General features: G+C 69.3%; 17 protein-coding genes. 8 read left to right on the top strand and 9 right to left on the bottom strand.

The window, feature by feature from the left end:
• Both trpD and VGH85_03650 read right to left on the bottom strand, forming a co-directional pair.
• A partial coding sequence (gene trpD / locus VGH85_03655) for an anthranilate phosphoribosyltransferase (GenBank protein HEY2172888.1) occupies positions 1–656 on the bottom strand: 656 nt, incomplete at its 3' end.
• A 7-nt stretch (positions 657–663) separates the two neighbouring features.
• Positions 664–1,086, bottom strand: a complete 423-nt coding sequence (locus tag VGH85_03650; protein HEY2172887.1) for a hypothetical protein — start codon at positions 1,084–1,086, stop codon at positions 664–666.
• A 514-nt stretch (positions 1,087–1,600) separates the two neighbouring features.
• Here VGH85_03650 and VGH85_03645 point away from each other — a divergent pair.
• The 5 genes from VGH85_03645 (at position 1,601) to VGH85_03625 (ending at position 6,742) form a co-directional block, all read left to right on the top strand.
• Positions 1,601–2,143: a heme-copper oxidase subunit III gene (locus VGH85_03645; protein ID HEY2172886.1), complete on the top strand. Its 543-nt coding sequence runs from the start codon at positions 1,601–1,603 to the stop codon at positions 2,141–2,143.
• 85 nt (positions 2,144–2,228) lie between these two features.
• Entirely contained in the window at positions 2,229–3,038 is an 810-nt protein-coding gene (locus VGH85_03640) for a cytochrome c (GenBank protein ID HEY2172885.1), read from the top strand.
• Entirely contained in the window at positions 3,035–4,063 is a 1,029-nt protein-coding gene (locus tag VGH85_03635) for a ubiquinol-cytochrome c reductase iron-sulfur subunit (protein HEY2172884.1), read from the top strand. The genes VGH85_03640 and VGH85_03635 overlap by 4 nt, the downstream gene beginning before the upstream one ends.
• A 9-nt stretch (positions 4,064–4,072) precedes the next feature.
• Positions 4,073–5,713 (top strand): cytochrome bc complex cytochrome b subunit, encoded by a 1,641-nt coding sequence (locus VGH85_03630; protein HEY2172883.1) that lies wholly within the window; start codon positions 4,073–4,075, stop codon positions 5,711–5,713.
• A gap of 27 nt (positions 5,714–5,740) precedes the next feature.
• On the top strand, positions 5,741–6,742 hold the full coding sequence (locus tag VGH85_03625; GenBank protein ID HEY2172882.1) for a phosphotransferase: 1,002 nt from the start codon (positions 5,741–5,743) through the stop codon (positions 6,740–6,742).
• A gap of 246 nt (positions 6,743–6,988) precedes the next feature.
• Here VGH85_03625 and VGH85_03620 read toward each other — a convergent pair whose 3' ends face one another.
• Positions 6,989–7,387 (bottom strand): cytochrome c oxidase subunit 4, encoded by a 399-nt coding sequence (locus VGH85_03620; protein HEY2172881.1) that lies wholly within the window; start codon positions 7,385–7,387, stop codon positions 6,989–6,991.
• A gap of 9 nt (positions 7,388–7,396) precedes the next feature.
• Positions 7,397–8,317 carry a cytochrome c oxidase subunit II gene (gene coxB / locus VGH85_03615; GenBank protein ID HEY2172880.1) on the bottom strand — a complete coding sequence of 307 codons (921 nt, stop codon included), beginning with the start codon at positions 8,315–8,317 and terminating at the stop codon, positions 7,397–7,399.
• Between the two features lie 199 nt (positions 8,318–8,516).
• On the opposite strand from coxB, the gene asnB reads away from it, so the two are divergent.
• Entirely contained in the window at positions 8,517–10,421 is a 1,905-nt protein-coding gene (gene asnB / locus VGH85_03610) for an asparagine synthase (glutamine-hydrolyzing) (GenBank protein HEY2172879.1), read from the top strand.
• Positions 10,422–10,429: 8 nt separating this feature from the next.
• Here the strand turns inward: asnB and VGH85_03605 are convergent, their stop codons facing one another.
• From VGH85_03605 to VGH85_03585, 5 genes are all read right to left on the bottom strand, one after another.
• Positions 10,430–10,957 (bottom strand): Lrp/AsnC family transcriptional regulator, encoded by a 528-nt coding sequence (locus tag VGH85_03605; protein HEY2172878.1) that lies wholly within the window; start codon positions 10,955–10,957, stop codon positions 10,430–10,432.
• On the bottom strand, positions 10,950–12,002 hold the full coding sequence (locus VGH85_03600) for an amidohydrolase family protein (protein ID HEY2172877.1): 1,053 nt from the start codon (positions 12,000–12,002) through the stop codon (positions 10,950–10,952). The genes VGH85_03605 and VGH85_03600 overlap by 8 nt, the downstream gene beginning before the upstream one ends.
• An 82-nt stretch (positions 12,003–12,084) precedes the next feature.
• Positions 12,085–13,632, bottom strand: a complete 1,548-nt coding sequence (locus VGH85_03595) for an APC family permease (protein HEY2172876.1) — start codon at positions 13,630–13,632, stop codon at positions 12,085–12,087.
• A gap of 21 nt (positions 13,633–13,653) precedes the next feature.
• On the bottom strand, positions 13,654–13,977 hold the full coding sequence (locus VGH85_03590) for a Dabb family protein (GenBank protein HEY2172875.1): 324 nt from the start codon (positions 13,975–13,977) through the stop codon (positions 13,654–13,656).
• A gap of 13 nt (positions 13,978–13,990) precedes the next feature.
• Positions 13,991–15,472, bottom strand: coding sequence for a glutamine synthetase family protein (locus VGH85_03585; GenBank protein ID HEY2172874.1), 1,482 nt, complete (start codon positions 15,470–15,472; stop codon positions 13,991–13,993).
• Positions 15,473–15,666: 194 nt separating this feature from the next.
• Between VGH85_03585 and VGH85_03580 the strand changes: the two genes are divergently transcribed.
• Positions 15,667–16,872 (top strand): PLP-dependent aminotransferase family protein, encoded by a 1,206-nt coding sequence (locus VGH85_03580; GenBank protein HEY2172873.1) that lies wholly within the window; start codon positions 15,667–15,669, stop codon positions 16,870–16,872.
• Positions 16,869–17,282, top strand: coding sequence for a cupin domain-containing protein (locus VGH85_03575; GenBank protein ID HEY2172872.1), 414 nt, complete (start codon positions 16,869–16,871; stop codon positions 17,280–17,282). The genes VGH85_03580 and VGH85_03575 overlap by 4 nt, the downstream gene beginning before the upstream one ends.
• Position 17,283 lies beyond the last annotated feature (1 nt).

Raw genomic sequence — 17,283 nt, 5'->3', positions numbered from 1 at the left:
GCGGCGAGTACGCCGGCCAGCACCGCGGCCATGCGCGGGTCGGCGCAGCCGACGGCCTGCGCGCTCGGCCGGGCCGGATTGGTCAGCGGGCCGAGGAAGTTGAAGACGGTGCCGACGCCGAGTTCCCGCCGGGGAGCGGCGGTGTAGCGGTAGGACGGATGGAAGACCGGCGCGAAACAGAAGCCGATACCGATCTCGTCGACGCAGCGGGCCACCCCCGGCCCGGCCAGATCGATGACGACCCCGAGCTCTTCGAGGAGGTCAGCGGCGCCGCAGGTCGAGGACGCGGCGCGGTTGCCGTGTTTGGCGACCCGGGACCCGGCGCCCGCGGCGACGACCGCGGCCATCGTCGAGATGTTCACCGTGTGGGAGCGATCCCCGCCGGTGCCCACGATGTCGACCGTGCGACCGGTGACCACCGCCGGCGCGGCGCGGTCCAGCATCTCGGTGGCCAGCCCGGCGACCTCGTCGGCCGTCTCCCCCTTGGCCCGCAACGCGATCGCGAAGCCGGCCACCTGCACCGGGGTCGCCTCGCCCGACATGATCTCCGACATCGCCCACGCGGTGTCGTCCGCGGTCAGCGACTGCCCGTCGAGGAGCGCGGCGAGCAGCGCCGGCCAGCTGCGGGGCCGGGCCGGGCCCGGCGTACCGCTCACCGCAAGCTCACCCGGTCGCGATGCTGCCGGCCGGGTCGCGCAGCAGACCGGCCACGGTCGACGCCGCGGTGACCGGGTCGACCGGATGCGTGATGGTGGCGTCGGCCTGCGACCAGGTCGCGAGCCACCGGTCGTCGCGGCGGCCGATCACGATGCAGACCGGCGGGCAGTCGGTGATCTCGTTCTTGACCTGCCGGCAGATCCCCATCCCACCGGTGGGCTGGGCCTCACCGTCGAGGATCAGCAGGTCGATCCCGCCGGCATCCACCTCGTCGACGACCTCGGAGCCGGTCGCGCACTCGATGTAGTCGATCCGCCCGAGGTCCGGCGCCGGTCGGCGCCCGACCGCGGTCCGGATGCGCTCGCGGACGCCGGCGTCGTGGCTGAAAACGACCACGGTGTGATTTCCGCGGCTGGTCGCGGTGCTCATGCACGGGCTCCCGATAAGAAGGCGCGGAAGTTGACGCAGCGATCCTAGCGAGCGTCCGGGGCCGGCCGGCCCGCGGCTCGATCAGCGAGCAGTAATGGGCTCGGTCCGCATCATCGGCGACCGGGAGTGCGCGAAGCAGTTCGGGCCCGGGTTATAGGTCGACAGGCGCTCTGAGCAGACCTGACACACCCGGTTCCCGCCGAGAACGCGGCGCAGGGGCCTTCGGTTGACTCCGACGGGACGGCTTCCAACAGGCACGTAGCCTCCTCGACCGGGCCGCTCCCCCGCTTCACGGCCGCGAATAGACGACGAGACTCTAGGCCGCCCGGAGTAAGGAGGTCAACGGCCAAATGGAGGACAGTTTGCAGCCAGTTCGCTACGGGGGGCCTCCCCCGCGTCGGCGGGGCCCTGGGGCCATAATGACGCCGTGACAACGGCGACGAACATCGAGCCCGGCCCCGCCGAGCGGGGGGCATTCGACTCGACACGCGTTCATTCGCTGACGCGCCCCAACATGGTCAGCGTCGGCACGATCGTGTGGCTGTCCTCGGAGTTGATGTTCTTCGCCGGGCTGTTCGCGATGTACTTCACGGTGCGGGCGGAGCACGCGAGCAACTGGCCCGAGCCGCCGACGAAGCTCGACATCGGCTACGCGCTGATCTTCACCACGATCCTGGTGCTCTCGTCGGTGACCTGCCAGTTCGGCGTCTTCGCGGCGGAGAAGGGCGACGTCTTCGGACTGCGCCGGTGGTTCTCGATCACCTTCGTGATGGGGCTGGCCTTCGTCCTCGGGCAGGCCAACGAGTTCCGGATGCTGATCCACGAAGGCACGACGATGTCCGCCTCCGGATTCGGCTCGGTCTTCTACATCACCACCGGTTTCCACGGGATGCACGTGATCGGCGGCCTGCTCGCCTTCGTCTTCCTGCTCATCCGCTCGACGCTCGGCCGGTTCACCCCGGCGCAGGCGACGAGCGCGATCGTGGTCTCCTATTACTGGCACTTCGTCGACGTCGTCTGGATCGGGCTCTTCGTCACGATCTATCTGATCCAATGACGGGCGCGGGCGCCCCCGCGAGCGCGGGTCGCTTCCACAACTCCACCGACCACCTCACCGACGGGAACCGCAGCAGGGTGCTCCGATGACCGACACGAAGGCCTCCCCGTCCCGCCGGCCCGGCCAGCGGCGACGCTCGGTGCTCCGCCGGCTCTCCGGCGTCGCGGCGCTCGTCATCGCCTTGGGTGCGATCGGCACGGTCTACGCCGCGCTGGCCCCGCACGGCGACGCCGCACCGGCCGCCGATGCCGCCCTGAACGTCCGTAAGGGCCAGCAGCTGTTCGACCAGACCTGCATCACCTGCCACGGCGCCAATCTGCAGGGCGTGAAGAACCGCGGACCGAGCCTGATCGGGGTAGGTGCTGCGTCGGTCTACTTCCAGGTCCGGACCGGCCGCATGCCCCTCGCCCAGCAGGGGGCGCAGGCCGACGTGCACCCGGCGAAGTTCGACGAGGCCGAGACCGAGCAGCTCGCCGCCTACGTCCAGGCCAACGGCGGCGGACCGGTGGTGCCGTCCGGCAACCTGCGCGGTGGCGACATCGGCGCCGGCGGTGAGCTGTTCCGGCTCAACTGCGCGTCGTGCCACAACCTCGCAGGCAAGGGCGGTGCGCTCTCGTCGGGCAAGAGCGCTCCCGGGCTGGGCACCGCCACCGACCGGGTGATGTACGCCGCGATGCTCTCCGGTCCGGAGAGCATGCCGGTGTTCGGGGACAACCAGATCACCCCCGCCCAGAAGCGCGAGATCATCAGCTACGTGCAGAGCGTCAAGACCGAATCCGACCCGGGCGGCGCCGGGATCGGCCGGCTCGGCCCCGTGCCCGAGGGACTGGTGATCTGGGTCGTCGGCATCGTCGGGTTGTTGTTCGTGGTGCTGTGGATCGGAGCGAAGGCATGACCCAGCCGCCACCCACCGAAGAAGAACTCGCCCGGATGTCGCCCGAGGAGCAGATGCGCGTCGGCGCGGAGGTCGATGGCATCCACATCGTGCACCGGCGCCAGCGGTTCCCGGTGCCGGGCACGGCGATGGAGCGCCGGGCCGAGCGCCAGGTCTCCGCGATGTTCCTGCTCACGTTCCTCGGCGCCGTCGGTTTCATGGTCGTCTACGTCGTCGTGCCGTGGCAGTTCAAGCTCGGCGACAACGGCGGCTACGCGTGGTTCACCCCGGCCCTCGGCGTCTGCCTCGCTGTGGCGCTGTTCGGTGTCGGCATCGGCGCGATCCTCTGGGCGAAGAAGCTCATGCCCGAGGAGGAGGTCGTCCAGGACCGCCACGACGGTCCCTCCGACGAGTTCGACCGGCAGACCACCGCCGCGACCCTCACCGAGGGCATCGCCGACACCGGGATCGCCCGCCGCTCGATGCTGAAGCGCTCGATCGGGCTCGGAGCGGGAGCTCTCGGGCTGATGGCGATCTTCCCGCTCGGTGGATTGATCATCAAGCCGCGAGGGGAGCTGTTCCGTACGCCATGGAAGAAGGGCGTACGGATGGTGCAGATCGACGGCCGGCCGATCCGCCCGCAGGACATGCAGCCGGGCTCGCTGGCCACCGTCTTCCCCAACGTGCCCGACGGGACGACCGCCGCCAACACGCCGACCATGCTGATCCGGCTCCGCCCAGGCCAGCAGGTCAAGGCCCGCAAGGGGCAGGGCGGCTACATGTGGGGCGACTACATCGCCTTCTCCAAGATCTGCACCCACGCCGGTTGCCCGGTGTCGCTGTACGAGCAGCAGACCAACCGGCTGCTCTGCCCCTGCCATCAGTCGCAGTTCGACGTACTCCTCGACGCCAAGCCCATCTTCGGACCGGCCGCCCGGCCGCTCCCGCAGCTGCCCATCTCCGTGGACGACGAGGGATACTTCATCGCCAACGGCCCCTACCGGGAAGCCATCGGCCCAGCCTTCTGGGAGCGTCCCAATGACTGAGACCTCGCGATGACCGGCACCGTCAGCACCCGCCGCCGGCGTAATGCAGTGAGCCCTGCCGCGAAGGCGGGCAACTGGGTCGACGAGCGCTTCACGGCCGCCGGGCCGATCCGGCGCCAGCTCAACAAGGTGTTCCCCGACCACTGGTCGTTCATGCTCGGGGAGATCGCGCTCTACTCGTTCATCATCCTGCTGATCACCGGCACCTACCTGACGTTCTTCTTCGACGCCTCGATGGGCGACGTGAAGTACAACGGCAGCTACACGCCGCTGCGCGGGATCGAGATGTCGCGGGCCTACGACTCGACGCTGAAGATCTCCTTCGACGTCCGCGGTGGACTGATCATCCGGCAGATCCACCACTGGGCGGCGCTGCTGTTCGTCGCCGCGATCATCACCCACATGCTGCGGATCTACTTCACCGGCGCCTTCCGCAAGCCCCGCGAGACCAACTGGCTGATCGGCGTCATGCTGATGTGGCTGGGAATCCTCGAAGGCTTCGCCGGATACTCGCTCCCCGACGACCTGCTGTCGGGCACCGGGCTGCGGATCGCCAGCGCGATCATCCTGTCCATCCCCGTGGTCGGCACCTGGCTCTATTACCTGGTCTTCGGTGGCACCTTCCCCGGAACGGAGATCATCGGCCGGCTCTACATCGTGCACGTCTTACTCATCCCCGGGATCATCCTGGCGCTGATCGCTGTCCATTTAGCGCTCATCGTCAAGCAGAAGCACACCCAGTTCCCGGGGGCCGGTCGCACCGAGCACAACGTGATCGGCGAGCGGGTGATGCCGACGTACGGCGCCAAGGCCGGCGGCTTCTTCATGATCGTCTTCGGGGTGGTCGCCCTGCTCGGCGGTCTGGTCCAGATCAACCCGATCTGGCTGTTCGGGCCCTACACCCCGTCCCAGGTCGGCGCCGGGTCGCAGCCGGACTGGTACATGGGCTTCCTCGACGGCTCGACCCGATTGTGGCCGGACTGGGAGACCCATTTCCCGACCCACACCATTCCGTCGATCTTCTGGCCGACGGTGGTGCTGCCCGGGATCCTCACCGGGATCCTCTTCGCCTATCCGTTCTTAGAAGCGAAGCTGACGAAGGATCACGCCAACCACAACCTGCTGCAGCGGCCCCGTGACGTCCCGGTCCGCACGGCGTTGGGCGCGATGTCGATCGCGTTCTACATCGTGCTCTGGGGCTCGGGCGGCAACGACGTCATCGCCGACAAGTTCGACATCAGCCTCAACGCGACGACCTGGATCGGCCGGATCGCGATCGTGCTCCTCCCGCCGATCGCCTACTGGGTGACCTATCGCCTCTGTCTCGGTCTCGAGCGCCACGACCGCGAGGTCCTCGAGCACGGGATCGAGACGGGCATCATCAAACGGCTGCCCTCGGGCGAATTCATCGAGGTGCACCAGCCGCTCGGGCCGGTCGACGCGCACGGTCACGGCATGCTGCAGTACGCCGGTACCCCGGTGCCGAAGAAGATGAACGCCTTCGGCGGCGTCGGGCGACGGATCGTCGGATTCTTCCGGCCGGTCGGGGAGCTACCCGGACCGGAGGGGCCGGAGACACCCGCGATCGAGGCACCCGAGAAGGAGCCCGGCAAGGAGCTGGCCGGCCGGCCGACCCCGCCCGAGGCCTAGGGCGGGGCGCCGGGACAGGATCGGCGCGTGGACGACCCGGAACACCCGAGCGAGCCGGTGGCGAAACTGCTGGCCCGATGGGGCATCTCGGCCGGCGCGGCTGTGGCGCGCACCGACCGGGGCACGAACAACCGCACCCTCCAGGTGACCACCGGGGATCGCCGCTGGTCCCTGCGGATCAGCCAGAACCTGACTCCGGCCCAGGTCCGGGCCGAGCACCGGCTGCTGGCCCGGTTGGCCCGGGCCGGCCTGTCCTTCGCGGTGCCCGCGCCCGTCCCACTGCCGGACGGCAGCACCGTCGCCGACACTCCCGACGGCCCGGCCACCCTGTGCGAATGGATTCCGGGCGTCCGGCCCGACCTCAGTCAGGAGGCGGCGTTGGAAGAGTTAGGCCGGGCCGCTGCGGAGCTGAGCGACGCGCTGGCCGACGTTCCGCCGCAGGACACGCCACACGACTGGCAGGACGGCCCGCTGCAGGCGCCCGCCGACGTGGCCGCGCTGACCCGCGACCTCACGGCGGCCGGACTGCACGCGGAGCGGGCCAGGACCCTGCGCGACGGCGCCGACCGTGCGGTGGCGGCCTGGGAGGCGCTGGCCGGACGGCTGCCGACCCAGGTCGTGCACGCCGACCTGGCCGCGTCCAACGTGCTGGTCAGCCCGCAGACCGGGGTCGTGTCCGGGGTGCTGGACTTCGAGATGGCCGGCCACTGGATCCGGGCCATCGAGCTGACCGTGGTCCTGGCCCTGTCCGGGGCGGTGCACGGGCCGGGCTGGCCGCGCCGGGCGGCGGCCGTGGCCCGGGGCGGTGCGTGGGGTGAGCGGCTGACCGCCGCCGAACTGGCCGCCCTGCCCGACCTGATCCTCATCCGCGCGACGGGTTCGATGCTGTGGCGCACGGGCCGGTGGCGGCGCGGCCAGTCCAGCCTGGCCGAAGTCACCGACCGGGTGGACGTTCTGGCCGAGACCCTGCGCTGGCGGACCGGCGAGGGCGGCGAGCTGGGGCACATCGCCGCGGCCGCCGAGCGGTGATGGCGGTGTTGTTCTCCCCCGGACAGGCGGCGTCGACGGCACCGGGCAACCGTGGCAGGAAACGGTCAGGAAGCCCGTCCATCGCGCCGTCTCGGGCGGAACAACGTCCCTGCCGGCAAACGCCCGAGGCCCCCCTTAGTCAAAAGGGTGACGCATGACGCAGCGCCGGATAAGGGCCGGACAGCCCCAATCGACACACCCCGGTGGCTTCCTGGCGCGGCGTCCGCCCGGGTGACCGGCCGGCGCTCAGGTCCGGTTCTGGCCGATGTAGTACTCGAAGAGCAGGCCACCGGTCGAGACCAGGATGCACACGACGCCGATCGCCATGATCGGGCCGGCCCAGAAGGAGGTCGCGATGGCGGTGATGAAGGCACTGACGCCGAGCGCGAACGGCCAGTAGCTGTGCGGGCTGAAGAACCCGATCTCGCCGGCACCCTCGGCGATCTCGCCGTCACCGCGGTCCTCCGGCCGGGCATCGATACGCCGGGCGATGAAGCCGAAGTAGCTCGCGATGAGGCCGCAGAACCCGCCCGAGATGATCAAGGCGGTGATGCCGGTCGGATCGCCCGACCAGACGCCGTAGATGGCCGCGATGACGAAGAGGAATACCGACACGCCGCCAAAGATGTAGGTCTCGATCTTCATGCTGCCCCCTCAGCCGGCATGCCGGAGCGTGCGGTTCGTCGGGAACGGGTGGGTGGTGACCGCCTGCGTCGGCTGACCGATCGCGGCGAGTGCGATCGCCTGCCGGTCGTCGTAACGCGGATTATTCGGGCCGAACCTGCTCAGCACCTTCACGTAGGTCTGGTAGTCCGCCGGGCTGACCGACCGCAGCTCGAAGTTCATCATCGAGTGGTAGGTGCCGCACAGCTCGGCGCAGCGCCCGACGAAGGCGCCCTTCTTCGTGATGTTGATCTGGAACGAGTTGTGCAGCCCCGGGATGACGTCGCGCTTGAAGAGCAATTCGGGGACCCAGAAGGAGTGGATGACGTCGTCGGAGTGCTCCTTGATCAGCACGCTCCGGTCGACCGGGAGAACCAGGATCGGGATCTGGTTGGACGTGCCGATGGTGTCGGCCGGCTGGCCGGTGGCCACGTCACGCTCCTGGTCGTAGCGGAACTGCCAGTTCCACTTGAACGCCACCACCGTGACGCTGACGTCGGGATTCTTCGACTCCTTGTCGACGTAGTTCTCGGTGATCGCGGTGAAGTAGAAGAGCACTGCGACGGCGACGAACGGAACCGCGGTGTAGACCAACTCGATGGGCAGGTTGTACTTGGTCTGCTTGGGGAGCTGGTCGCCCTTCTTCCGGTGGAAGATGATCACCCAGAAGGTCAGGCCCCAGACGATGCATCCGACGATCAGTGCGGCGATGCACGATGCGACCCACAGGTGCAGCATCCGCTCGGCCTGCAGGCTGACGCCGCTGGGCCAGCCCCACCGGGGCAGGTCGCTCCAGCTGCATCCGGTCGCGGCCAAGGCAAGCAGGCCGAGGATGACGCCGAGGCGGCCGGACCGGCCTAGCCGGTCCCGTCGAGGCACCCGCTCGCCGGGCGGTAGCTCACGGTGACGCACGTGGTCAGCCTCTCTCGACGACACGGGGTGCCGGGAGGCACCCACACTGCTACCGACGGCCGAAGACTACTCGACCGGACCGCCCCCGTACGGTTCGGGGCCGACCGGGCGACCCCGGTGGCGAACGTCCCGAGCACCCGCCGGATCGGCGATACTGTGCCGGAACCCACCGTCGACGCAGAACGGATGTGATCCACCCGTGTGCGGCCTTCTGGGCTACCTGAGCAACAGCGGTTCGGCGCCGGCCCTGAAGGCCGATGTCGAGCGGGCGCTGGAGCTGTCCCGGCACCGGGGACCGGACGAGGGCGAGACCTGGAGCGACGACGACGTCGTCCTCGGCTTCCGGCGGCTGTCCATCATCGACCTCGAACACAGCCACCAGCCGCTCCCCTACGACGACGGCCGCTACCGGATGCTCTTCAACGGGGAGATCTACAACTACGTCGAGCTGCGGCGCCGGCTGATCGAGGAGTACGGCGCGACCTTTGCGACCGACGGCGACGGCGAGGTGATCCTCGCGGCGTACAAGTACCTCGGTGAGGCCTGCGTCACCGAGCTGCGCGGGATGTTCGCCTTCGTCATCTGGGACTCCCTCGAGCACACCGCATTCGGGGCGCGGGACTGGTTCGGCATCAAGCCGCTCTTCCTGATGCAGGACGAGCGCGGAACGTTCTTCGCGTCGGAGAAGAAGTCACTGCTCGCCCTCGGCGGGCACGTCGTCGACGGCGACGCCGCCCTCGACCACCGGGCCATCCAGCACTACCTCACCCTGCAGTACGTGCCGGAGCCCGCCACGATGCACTCGGCGATCCGCCGGATCGAGAGCGGGACCTGCTTCACCGTGGACGGTGACGGCGCCCTGGCAAGCCGTCGATTCTTCCGGCCGACCTTTCCCACCGAGCCGGTCGAGGACCAGCGGGCCCGCTGGGCCGAGATCCGCGACGTGCTCGACGACTCGGTCCGGGTGCACATGCGGGCCGACGTCACCGTCGGCGCGTTCCTGTCCGGCGGCATCGACTCGACGGCGATCGCCGCGCTGGCCAAGCGGTACAACCCGAATCTGCTGACCTTCAGCGTGGGCTTCGAACGGCCGGGGTACAGCGAGATCGACGTGGCGGCCGAGTCCGCACAGGCGATCGGCGTCACGCACATCACCAAGGTGGTCACGCCCGAGGAGTTCGCGGCGGCGGTGCCACTGATCGTCTGGTATCTCGACGACCCGGTCGCCGACCCGGCCTTGGTGCCGCTCTACTTCATCGCCAAGGAGGCCCGGCGCCACGTCAAGGTCGTGCTCTCCGGGGAGGGCGCCGACGAGCTCTTCGGTGGCTACAACATCTACCGCGAGCCGCTGTCCCTGCGAGCGTTCCGGCCGCTGCCGCTACCGGTCAAGCGGGGGCTGCATGCACTGTCCACCCGCCTGCCCGAGGGGATGCGGGGCAAGGACCTGCTGCGCCGCGGCTCGATCCCGATCGAGGAGCGCTACTACGGCAACGCCCGGATCTTCCGGGACGACGAGTTGGGCTTCCTGCGCAGCTACGACGACGCGGTCTCCTACCGCGATGTCACCGCCGCGCATTACGCCGCCACCCGGCACCTCGATGACGTCACGCGGATGCAGTACATCGACCTCTACACCTGGCTGCGTGGCGACATCCTCGTCAAGGCCGACAAGATGACGATGGCCAACTCCCTGGAGCTGCGGGTGCCGTTCCTGGACAAGGAGGTCTTCGACGTCGCCTCCCGGCTCCCGGTCGACCAGCGGATCACCTCCGACACCACGAAGTACGCGCTCCGCGAGGCGCTGCGCGACGTCGTACCGGCGCACGTGCTGCAGCGGCGCAAGCTGGGCTTCCCGGTGCCGATCCGGCACTGGCTCGCCGACGAGCTCTACGACTGGGCCCGCACCATCATCGACGAGAGCGGCACCGATCATCTGCTCGACAAGTCCGCCGTCTCAGCGATGCTCGAGGCGCACCGCGCCGGGCCGCACGACTACAGCCGCAAGATCTGGACGGTGCTCATCCTGATGATCTGGCACGGCATCTTCGTCGAGCGCCGGGTCAACCCCGAGATCCCGGCTCCGGTCTACCCGGTGAGCATCTGACAGCTACGTCAGGCCGACCGGTCGGCGATGGCGTCGAGCAGCTTGACGTTGTAGACCTGCGGTTTCATCCCGCCCAGGCTGATGCAGGACTCGACCCGGGCCACGCCCGGCGCGGTCCAGATCCGCTCCAGCAGCACGGTACGCAGGTGCTCGTGGTCGCGGACCCGGATGCGCACCAGTAGGTCTCGCGGGCCGGTGACGATGTGGACGTCCTCCACCTCAGGCAAATCCCGCAACTGCTCGATGAGATCCGGTTCGGGTGCACCCTGCAGCGCGATCAGGATGTAGGCCACGAGCGGGTAGCCGACGGCACCGAAGTCGAGGTCCACCCGGTAGCCCCGGATGACGCCGGACTTCTCGAGTCGGGACAGCCGGTCCCCCACCGACGGCGGGGACATCCCGATCTCCCGGGCGATCTGCCGTTGCGACAGGCGGGCGTTGGCACTGAGCAGGCGAAGGATCGCGATGTCCACGTCGTCGAGTTGCGCGGGCGGCACGACCTCGCCGGCCTGCGCCGACGGCGGCAGCTCAACCATCGGTTTCCCTCCGCTCGTGGGGTGCGTCGCGCCGGACCGGGTCGAGCCCGTAAACCGCACGCGCGTTGCCGCCGAAGACCATGCCGTGGACCCTCTCGAGCCAGCTCTCGCGGGCCCCCTGCTCCCGCAGCCGGGCGCGGACAGCGTCCCATGCCTCGTGCAGCAGGCGGCAGCCGAACCAGATCGACTCCGGGATGCCGTGTCCGTCGCTGCCGAAGAGGACCCGGCTGGTGGGCGCGACCTCCAGCAGCCGGAGCATCCGGTCGGCGGTGGTCGCGGGCGCGAACAGCTGGACGAGCGACAGCTCGGCCCACACGTTGCGGTGGACACCGGCCAGGTAACCGGCCGCGTCGTGCCACGGCCAGGAGCCGTGCAGGAGGACGACGGCGGCGGCGCCACCCTCCGGGGTGCGCAGCAGTGGGTCGAGCAGGAGCGGGTTGGCCAGCTCCGGCCGGATCTCGTTGTCGCCGAAGCCGGTGTGGATCTGGATCGGCAGCCGCAGGTCGGCGCAGCGTGCGAGGGCGCGGCGGAGCACCAGGTCCCGCAGTGCCTTGCCGCGGTCGCGGGCCGGCAGGTCGGTGCGGGCCAGCGAGCGCTGCGCCTCCTCGACGGTGGCGGTCGGGTCGACGTCCAGTCCGGTCCGGTAGGCGAGGACCGTCTTGAAGCCGACGACCCCTCTCGTTGCGGCGTCGGACATCAGGGTGTCGACGACGTCGAGCAGCTCGCCCGCCCCGGCACCGTCGCCCATCGCGGCGTCCAGGGCGGGTTCGAGTCGCTGCAGCTCCCAGACCGGGCGCGCGGCGACCTCTTCGTACGGCGTGAGCAACTCGACCCCTGACCACGCCGGGTCCATCACCATCCCCTCGAGCGCCACGTCGTCGAAGAGCCGCCGGACCCAGGAGGTCCAGTCCACGGCCGCTGCGTCCCGCGCGGCACCGACCTCATCGGCCGAGCAGCCGAGCAGCGTCGCGAGCCGGGACTCCAGCAACTCGACCGTCAGCCGGTGCGGGGCATCGGCCCGGTGACCCTCCTCGCCCGCGACCACATCGAGCGACAGCGCAGCCGGATCCCACGCGGTCGGCTGTAATCCGAACGGATGGAGATGGTCGTCGATCAGGGCCGCTCCTCTAGTCGGGGTTGGCCATGCCGGCGGTGGGTTCGGTCGGCTTCATGCCGCTCGGGCCGGGCGCCTCGTCCAGCGCGCCGGCTTCCTCGCCGCCTTCCTCACCGAGGATCGACCCGATCCGGGAAACCCGCTGGGGGTGGTTGGTGCGCAGGTACCACAGCAGCACGATCCCCAGTGCCAACCAGCCGAGGTTGACGTAGGGCACGATGCGGTAGGGCATCGGCGGCAGCGCACCCGGGTAGATCGAGCCGTAGACGGCGAGCCCGAAGATGATGAAGCCGATGGCCGGCAGCACGGCGTGCACGATCGGGTTCCACTTGCGCATGAGGCGCCGGAAGAAGGCCACGCCGCCGAGGCACAGCGCCATGTAGACGAGGATGATGGCGATGGTCCCGATGCTCGCCATCAGGAAGTACACGGTGGTGGGTCCGCCGCCGTAATCCCAGAAGAACCCGATCAGTGCGGCGACGACTGTCGCGACCGCGGTGACTCCGAGGATCGCGTTGACCGGAGTCTTGTAGACGGGGTGCGTACGGCCGAACACCGCAGGCAGGGTGCCTTCGCGGCCCATGGCGAACATCGTGCGGGCCGCGGCGTTGGCGCAGGCAAGGCAGACCACGAAGGCGGACAGGATCGCGGCGATGGAGATCAGGATCGACAGCGTGTGCCCGGAATAGACCTGCGCGGTGGTGGCGAGCGCGGTCGGGTCCTTCGCCCAGGCGGCGCCGTTGTTGACGCCGAACCCGATGGCCATGCTGTAGGTGGTCCAGACGTAGAAGACGATCGCGAAGACCACGGCGACGATGGTCGCCAACGGTATGGCCCGACGCGGATTGCGGGTCTCCTCACCCAGGACGGCGGCGCTCTCGAAGCCGATGAAGGACGTGACTCCGAGGATGATGCCGTAGAAGATCCCGTTGAAACCGCCGCTGAGCGTGTGGCCGAACGTGAACGGCTGCAGGGACTGGCCGTTCTTGCCGCCCTTTGCGGTGACGATCACGTCGAGGACGACGATGACGGCCACGGTCACCGCACCGACGACCAACTGGGTGCGGGCGGTCAGCTTGATGCCGAAGACGGCGAGGTAGATCAGGAAGGCCATCCCGACGAGGAAGTAGATGAACCACATCCAGTCGGGTTCGGTCGACCAGACCTCGTTCTTGATCAGGTCACGCGTGAATCCGCCGACCCCGGCCATGGTCATCGGCACGAAGCAGAAGAAACCGAACGTGTAGAGCCAGCCGGTCAGGAAACCGGTGCTCTGTCCCAGCGACCGGCTCGCGTAGGTGTAGGCGTATCCGGCCGACGCCATCCGCCGGGTGAACCCGACGACGACGAACGCGAGGCACAGACAGGCGACGCCGCCCAGCAGGACGGCCAACGGTGTGGAGCCGCCTGCCGTCGCCGCGACGCCGGTGGTGTTGTAGGCCATCGCCATCGCGGGCGAGAGCACGGCGATGGCCATCGCCACGGCGTCCCAGGTCCCCAGGCTGCCTTTACGCAGTTGATCCGGGGACGGCGCTTCCTTGCCGAGTGCTCCGGTGGTCATGTCGCCTCCAGGTGCTGCAGGTTATGAGATGAGGACCGTGTCCGGCCCGAGTTGGTAGTCGAAGGCGATGACCTCGCAGCCGCGCGAATACACCCAATCGCCGAATGCGAGGTGGACCGGATGCTGCTGGTACGCCGTCAGCGCGGCCTGGTCGGGATGTTCGGTGAGCAGCAGGAACTGGTAGCCGCGGGCGCGGGCGCCGTCGGAGAGGTCGGTGCCGAAGCGCAGTCGCTCGAAGCCCCCGATGCGGTCCGGCCACTCCTGCACCAGGGCGCGCATCTCCCCGGCCTGGGCATCATCGAGCGGCTCGGGAAACCGGAACAGGACCACATGCTGAAGCGACATCGGCGTACCTGGCCTAGTAGGTCTCGAAGTACTCGTCCATCTCCCATGACGTGACGGCCTCGCCGGGCTCGCCCACCGCCTCGGTGAACCTGCCCAGCTCGGAGCGTTTCATCATCGCGAGGTATCGGGTCAGCGGCTCGCCGAGCTCGCGCCGCAGGAAGTCGCTGGCCTCGAACGCCGTCACCGCCTCATCCATGGTGTGCGGGAGGGCGACGGTGTCGACGGCGTAGGGGTCGGCCTCCACCATCGGAGGGGGTTTGAGGTCGTTGCGGATCCCGTCCAGCCCGGCGGCGAGGCTCGACGCGAGGTAGAGGTAGGGGTTTGCCGCGGGCTCACCGGTCCGCAGCTCGAGGTGGCTGCTCGAGTCGCCGGGCGAACCCTGCACCCGCAGCAAGGTGCCGCGATTCTCCAGCCCCCACGTCACCCGGTCCGGCGCGAACGAGTACGGCCGGAAGCGACGCAGCCCGTTGATGGTCGGCGTACCCAGCAGGGTCATCGCCCGGGCGTGCTCGAGCAGGCCGGCGGCGTAGGCGCGGCCCACCGACGACAGCGGATCGTCGTCGGCCGCGAAGACATTGACGCCGGCTCCGTCGAGCAGCGACTGGTGCAGGTGCCAGCCGCTGGGGAAGAAGTTGGGCAGCGCGGGCCAGCACATGAAGCTCGCGAGCAGCCCGCGGGAATGGCAGATCTCCTTGGCAACCGCCCGCAGCAGCACCATCGCGTCGGCCGAGCCGATGCCGGGGAGCGGCCCGAAGGACAGCTCGATCTGCCCGGGTCCCCATTCGTTCTCGATCGTCCGGAGCGGGAGTCCGACGTCGAGCAGGGCATCGCGCAGGGCCGAGAGCAGGGGCTCGAGCTGCGCCTGTCGGTACTCCCCCAGGAACTGATAGCCCGGCTCGATCGAGGTCACGTCCGGCGCCCGGGCCGGCATCTGCGTGGTGTCGATCGGGCCGGCGCCACGACCGACGATGTAGAACTCGACCTCGAGACCGGTGAGGTAGTCGTAGCCGAGCTCCTTCGCGGCGGACAGGTGGCGGCGCAGCAGGTGCCGGGCGTCGAGCGGGACCGGCGCCCCGCTGGCGAAGTAGGGATCGCACAGGACCCATGCAGTGCGGTCGGCCCACGGCAGAACCCGGAACGTCGCCGGATCGGGGACGACGACCAGGTCGGGGAACCCGGTGAACTCCGGGATGCCGAAGCCGCCACCGGCGGCGAATGCCGGCGTGAAGACGGCGTTGGCGGTGTCGAGGCTGTAGATCGCGCCGGAGAAGTCGACGCCGTTGTGCAATGCGGCCCGGAACGCGTCTGCGGTGAGCCATTTCGTCCGCGGTACGCCGTGCTGGTCGACGACGACCACGCGGATCGTCCGCAGATCGTGCACGTCGATCATCTCGTCGACGGCGGCGGCTGCCTCCCGCTGCTCGTCGGTGTGCAGGCCGTGCCGCTCGACGAAGCCGTGTTGGCCGATGCCGATGTCCGGGCGGGAGCCGACCACGCTCACGCTCCCTTCGACGAGGTGCGGCGGCGCGGTGCCGACGCACGCTGTCGTCGACGTACTCTGTCGAACGCCAGGAATGCCCAGCAGCTGGCCTCACGATCAAGGCCAGAATAGAGAATGCCGCGAATTCTTGTATGCTGTCAAGGGCGTGTCGTATAACAAATGCTCGTAACAATCTCCGGAGGCTCCCCGTGATCGACGTCGAGTCCGGATACCGTCCGGTCTTCTCCACCCGGGCGGCGGGCTCCGCCGGCGGGGAGATCGCCCGGATCATGTCGCTATCCGGTGCCACGGACGTGATCACGCTCTCCGGCGGCTTCCCGGATCCGGTGACCTTCGACGGCGCCGCCCTGACCGAATCCTTCGCCCGCGTGGGCGCCGAGCCCGCCTCGCTGCAGTACGCGCCGACCCAGGGCGTTCCCGGGTTCCGGCAGTGGATCGCCGACCGGCTCGAGCGCCTGCAAGGCACCCGGCCGAGCGATCAGGGCCTGATGGTGACCAGCGGCGGCATCGAGGGCCTCGAGCTGATCTCGAAGGTCCTGCTCGACCCCGGCGACGCGGCGATCGTCGAGGCACCGACCTATCTGGGCGCGATCATGGCGTTCCAGGGCTACGAGTCCACGGTGCTGACGGTGCCGGCCGACGAGGACGGCCTCGACGTCGACGCATTGGCAGCGCTTCTCGACGGCGGCACCGCCAAGCTGCTCTACACCATTCCCGACCACCAGAACCCGGCCGGCATCAGCATGTCGACCGAGCGCCGGCATGCGCTCGTCGCCCTGGCTCGACGGCACGGACTGCTGATCCTCGAGGACGTCGCCTACCGGGAGTTGGGCTTCGACGGCGACGCCCGGCCGAGCCTGTGGTCACTGGCTCCCGACGTCGTCGCCCAGCTCGGCACCTTCTCCAAGACCTTCACCCCGGGATTCCGGATGGGATGGGTCGCCGGGCCGGAGGCGCTGGTGGCCAAGCTGGTCCTGGCCAAGCAGAACAGCGACCAGTGCACCGGTGCGCTGGGTCAGCGCCTGCTCGAGGACTACGGCCGGACCGGGCTGCTCGACCGGCAGATCGAGCGGGCCCAGGCGCTGTACGCCCGGCGCTGCGGGCTGCTGCTCGAGGCGCTGGACAAGCACCTGCCGGACGGCTTCAGCTGGACGATCCCGCACGGCGGCTTCTTCACCTGGGTCGACGCTCCCCGCGGCCTCGACCTGGTCGAGCTCTACGACCGCGCCATCGCCGCCGGCGTGGCCTACGTGCCGGGGGTGCCGTTCTATCCGGACGGCCGCCGCGGGCGGTCGCAGATGCGGCTGTCGTTCTCGCGGGTGGCCGACACCGACATCCCCGAAGGCGTGCGCCGGCTGGGCGCGGTCTTCACCGAGGCACTGGAGGCACGATGAGCGATGCGAGCGCCTACTTCGTCACCGAAGGCGCCGGCGAACCGGCCGGTCCCGGTCGGTTCATCAAGGTCGACGAGGTGGAGACGGTCTCGTTCGCACCGGGCCTGACCTTCCGGCCGGTGCTCGGCGACAACGTGCTCGTCAATCACGTCCACTTCGAGCCGCACGTCGAGGCACCAACCCACGTGCACGTCGAGGAGCAGATCGTCGTCGTACTCGACGGCGAGTTCGAGTTCTGGATCGACGACGAGTCCCGCATCATGCGCCGGGGCGACGTCGCGGTGGTCCCGCCCTGGGTGCCGCACGGCGCCCGGACGCACGAGTCGAGCTGCATGGAGATCGACGTCTTCCAGCCGCCGCGCAGCCAGATCCTCAAGGCGCTCGGCGACGGTGCGGCGAAGGAGGGCTGAC

This window comes from Mycobacteriales bacterium (assembly GCA_036497565.1).
Lineage (GTDB): Bacteria > Actinomycetota > Actinomycetes > Mycobacteriales > QHCD01 > DASXJE01.
The sequence above is the reverse complement of the archived record's forward strand: the minus strand, read 5'-3'. Positions and strand labels throughout refer to the sequence as shown.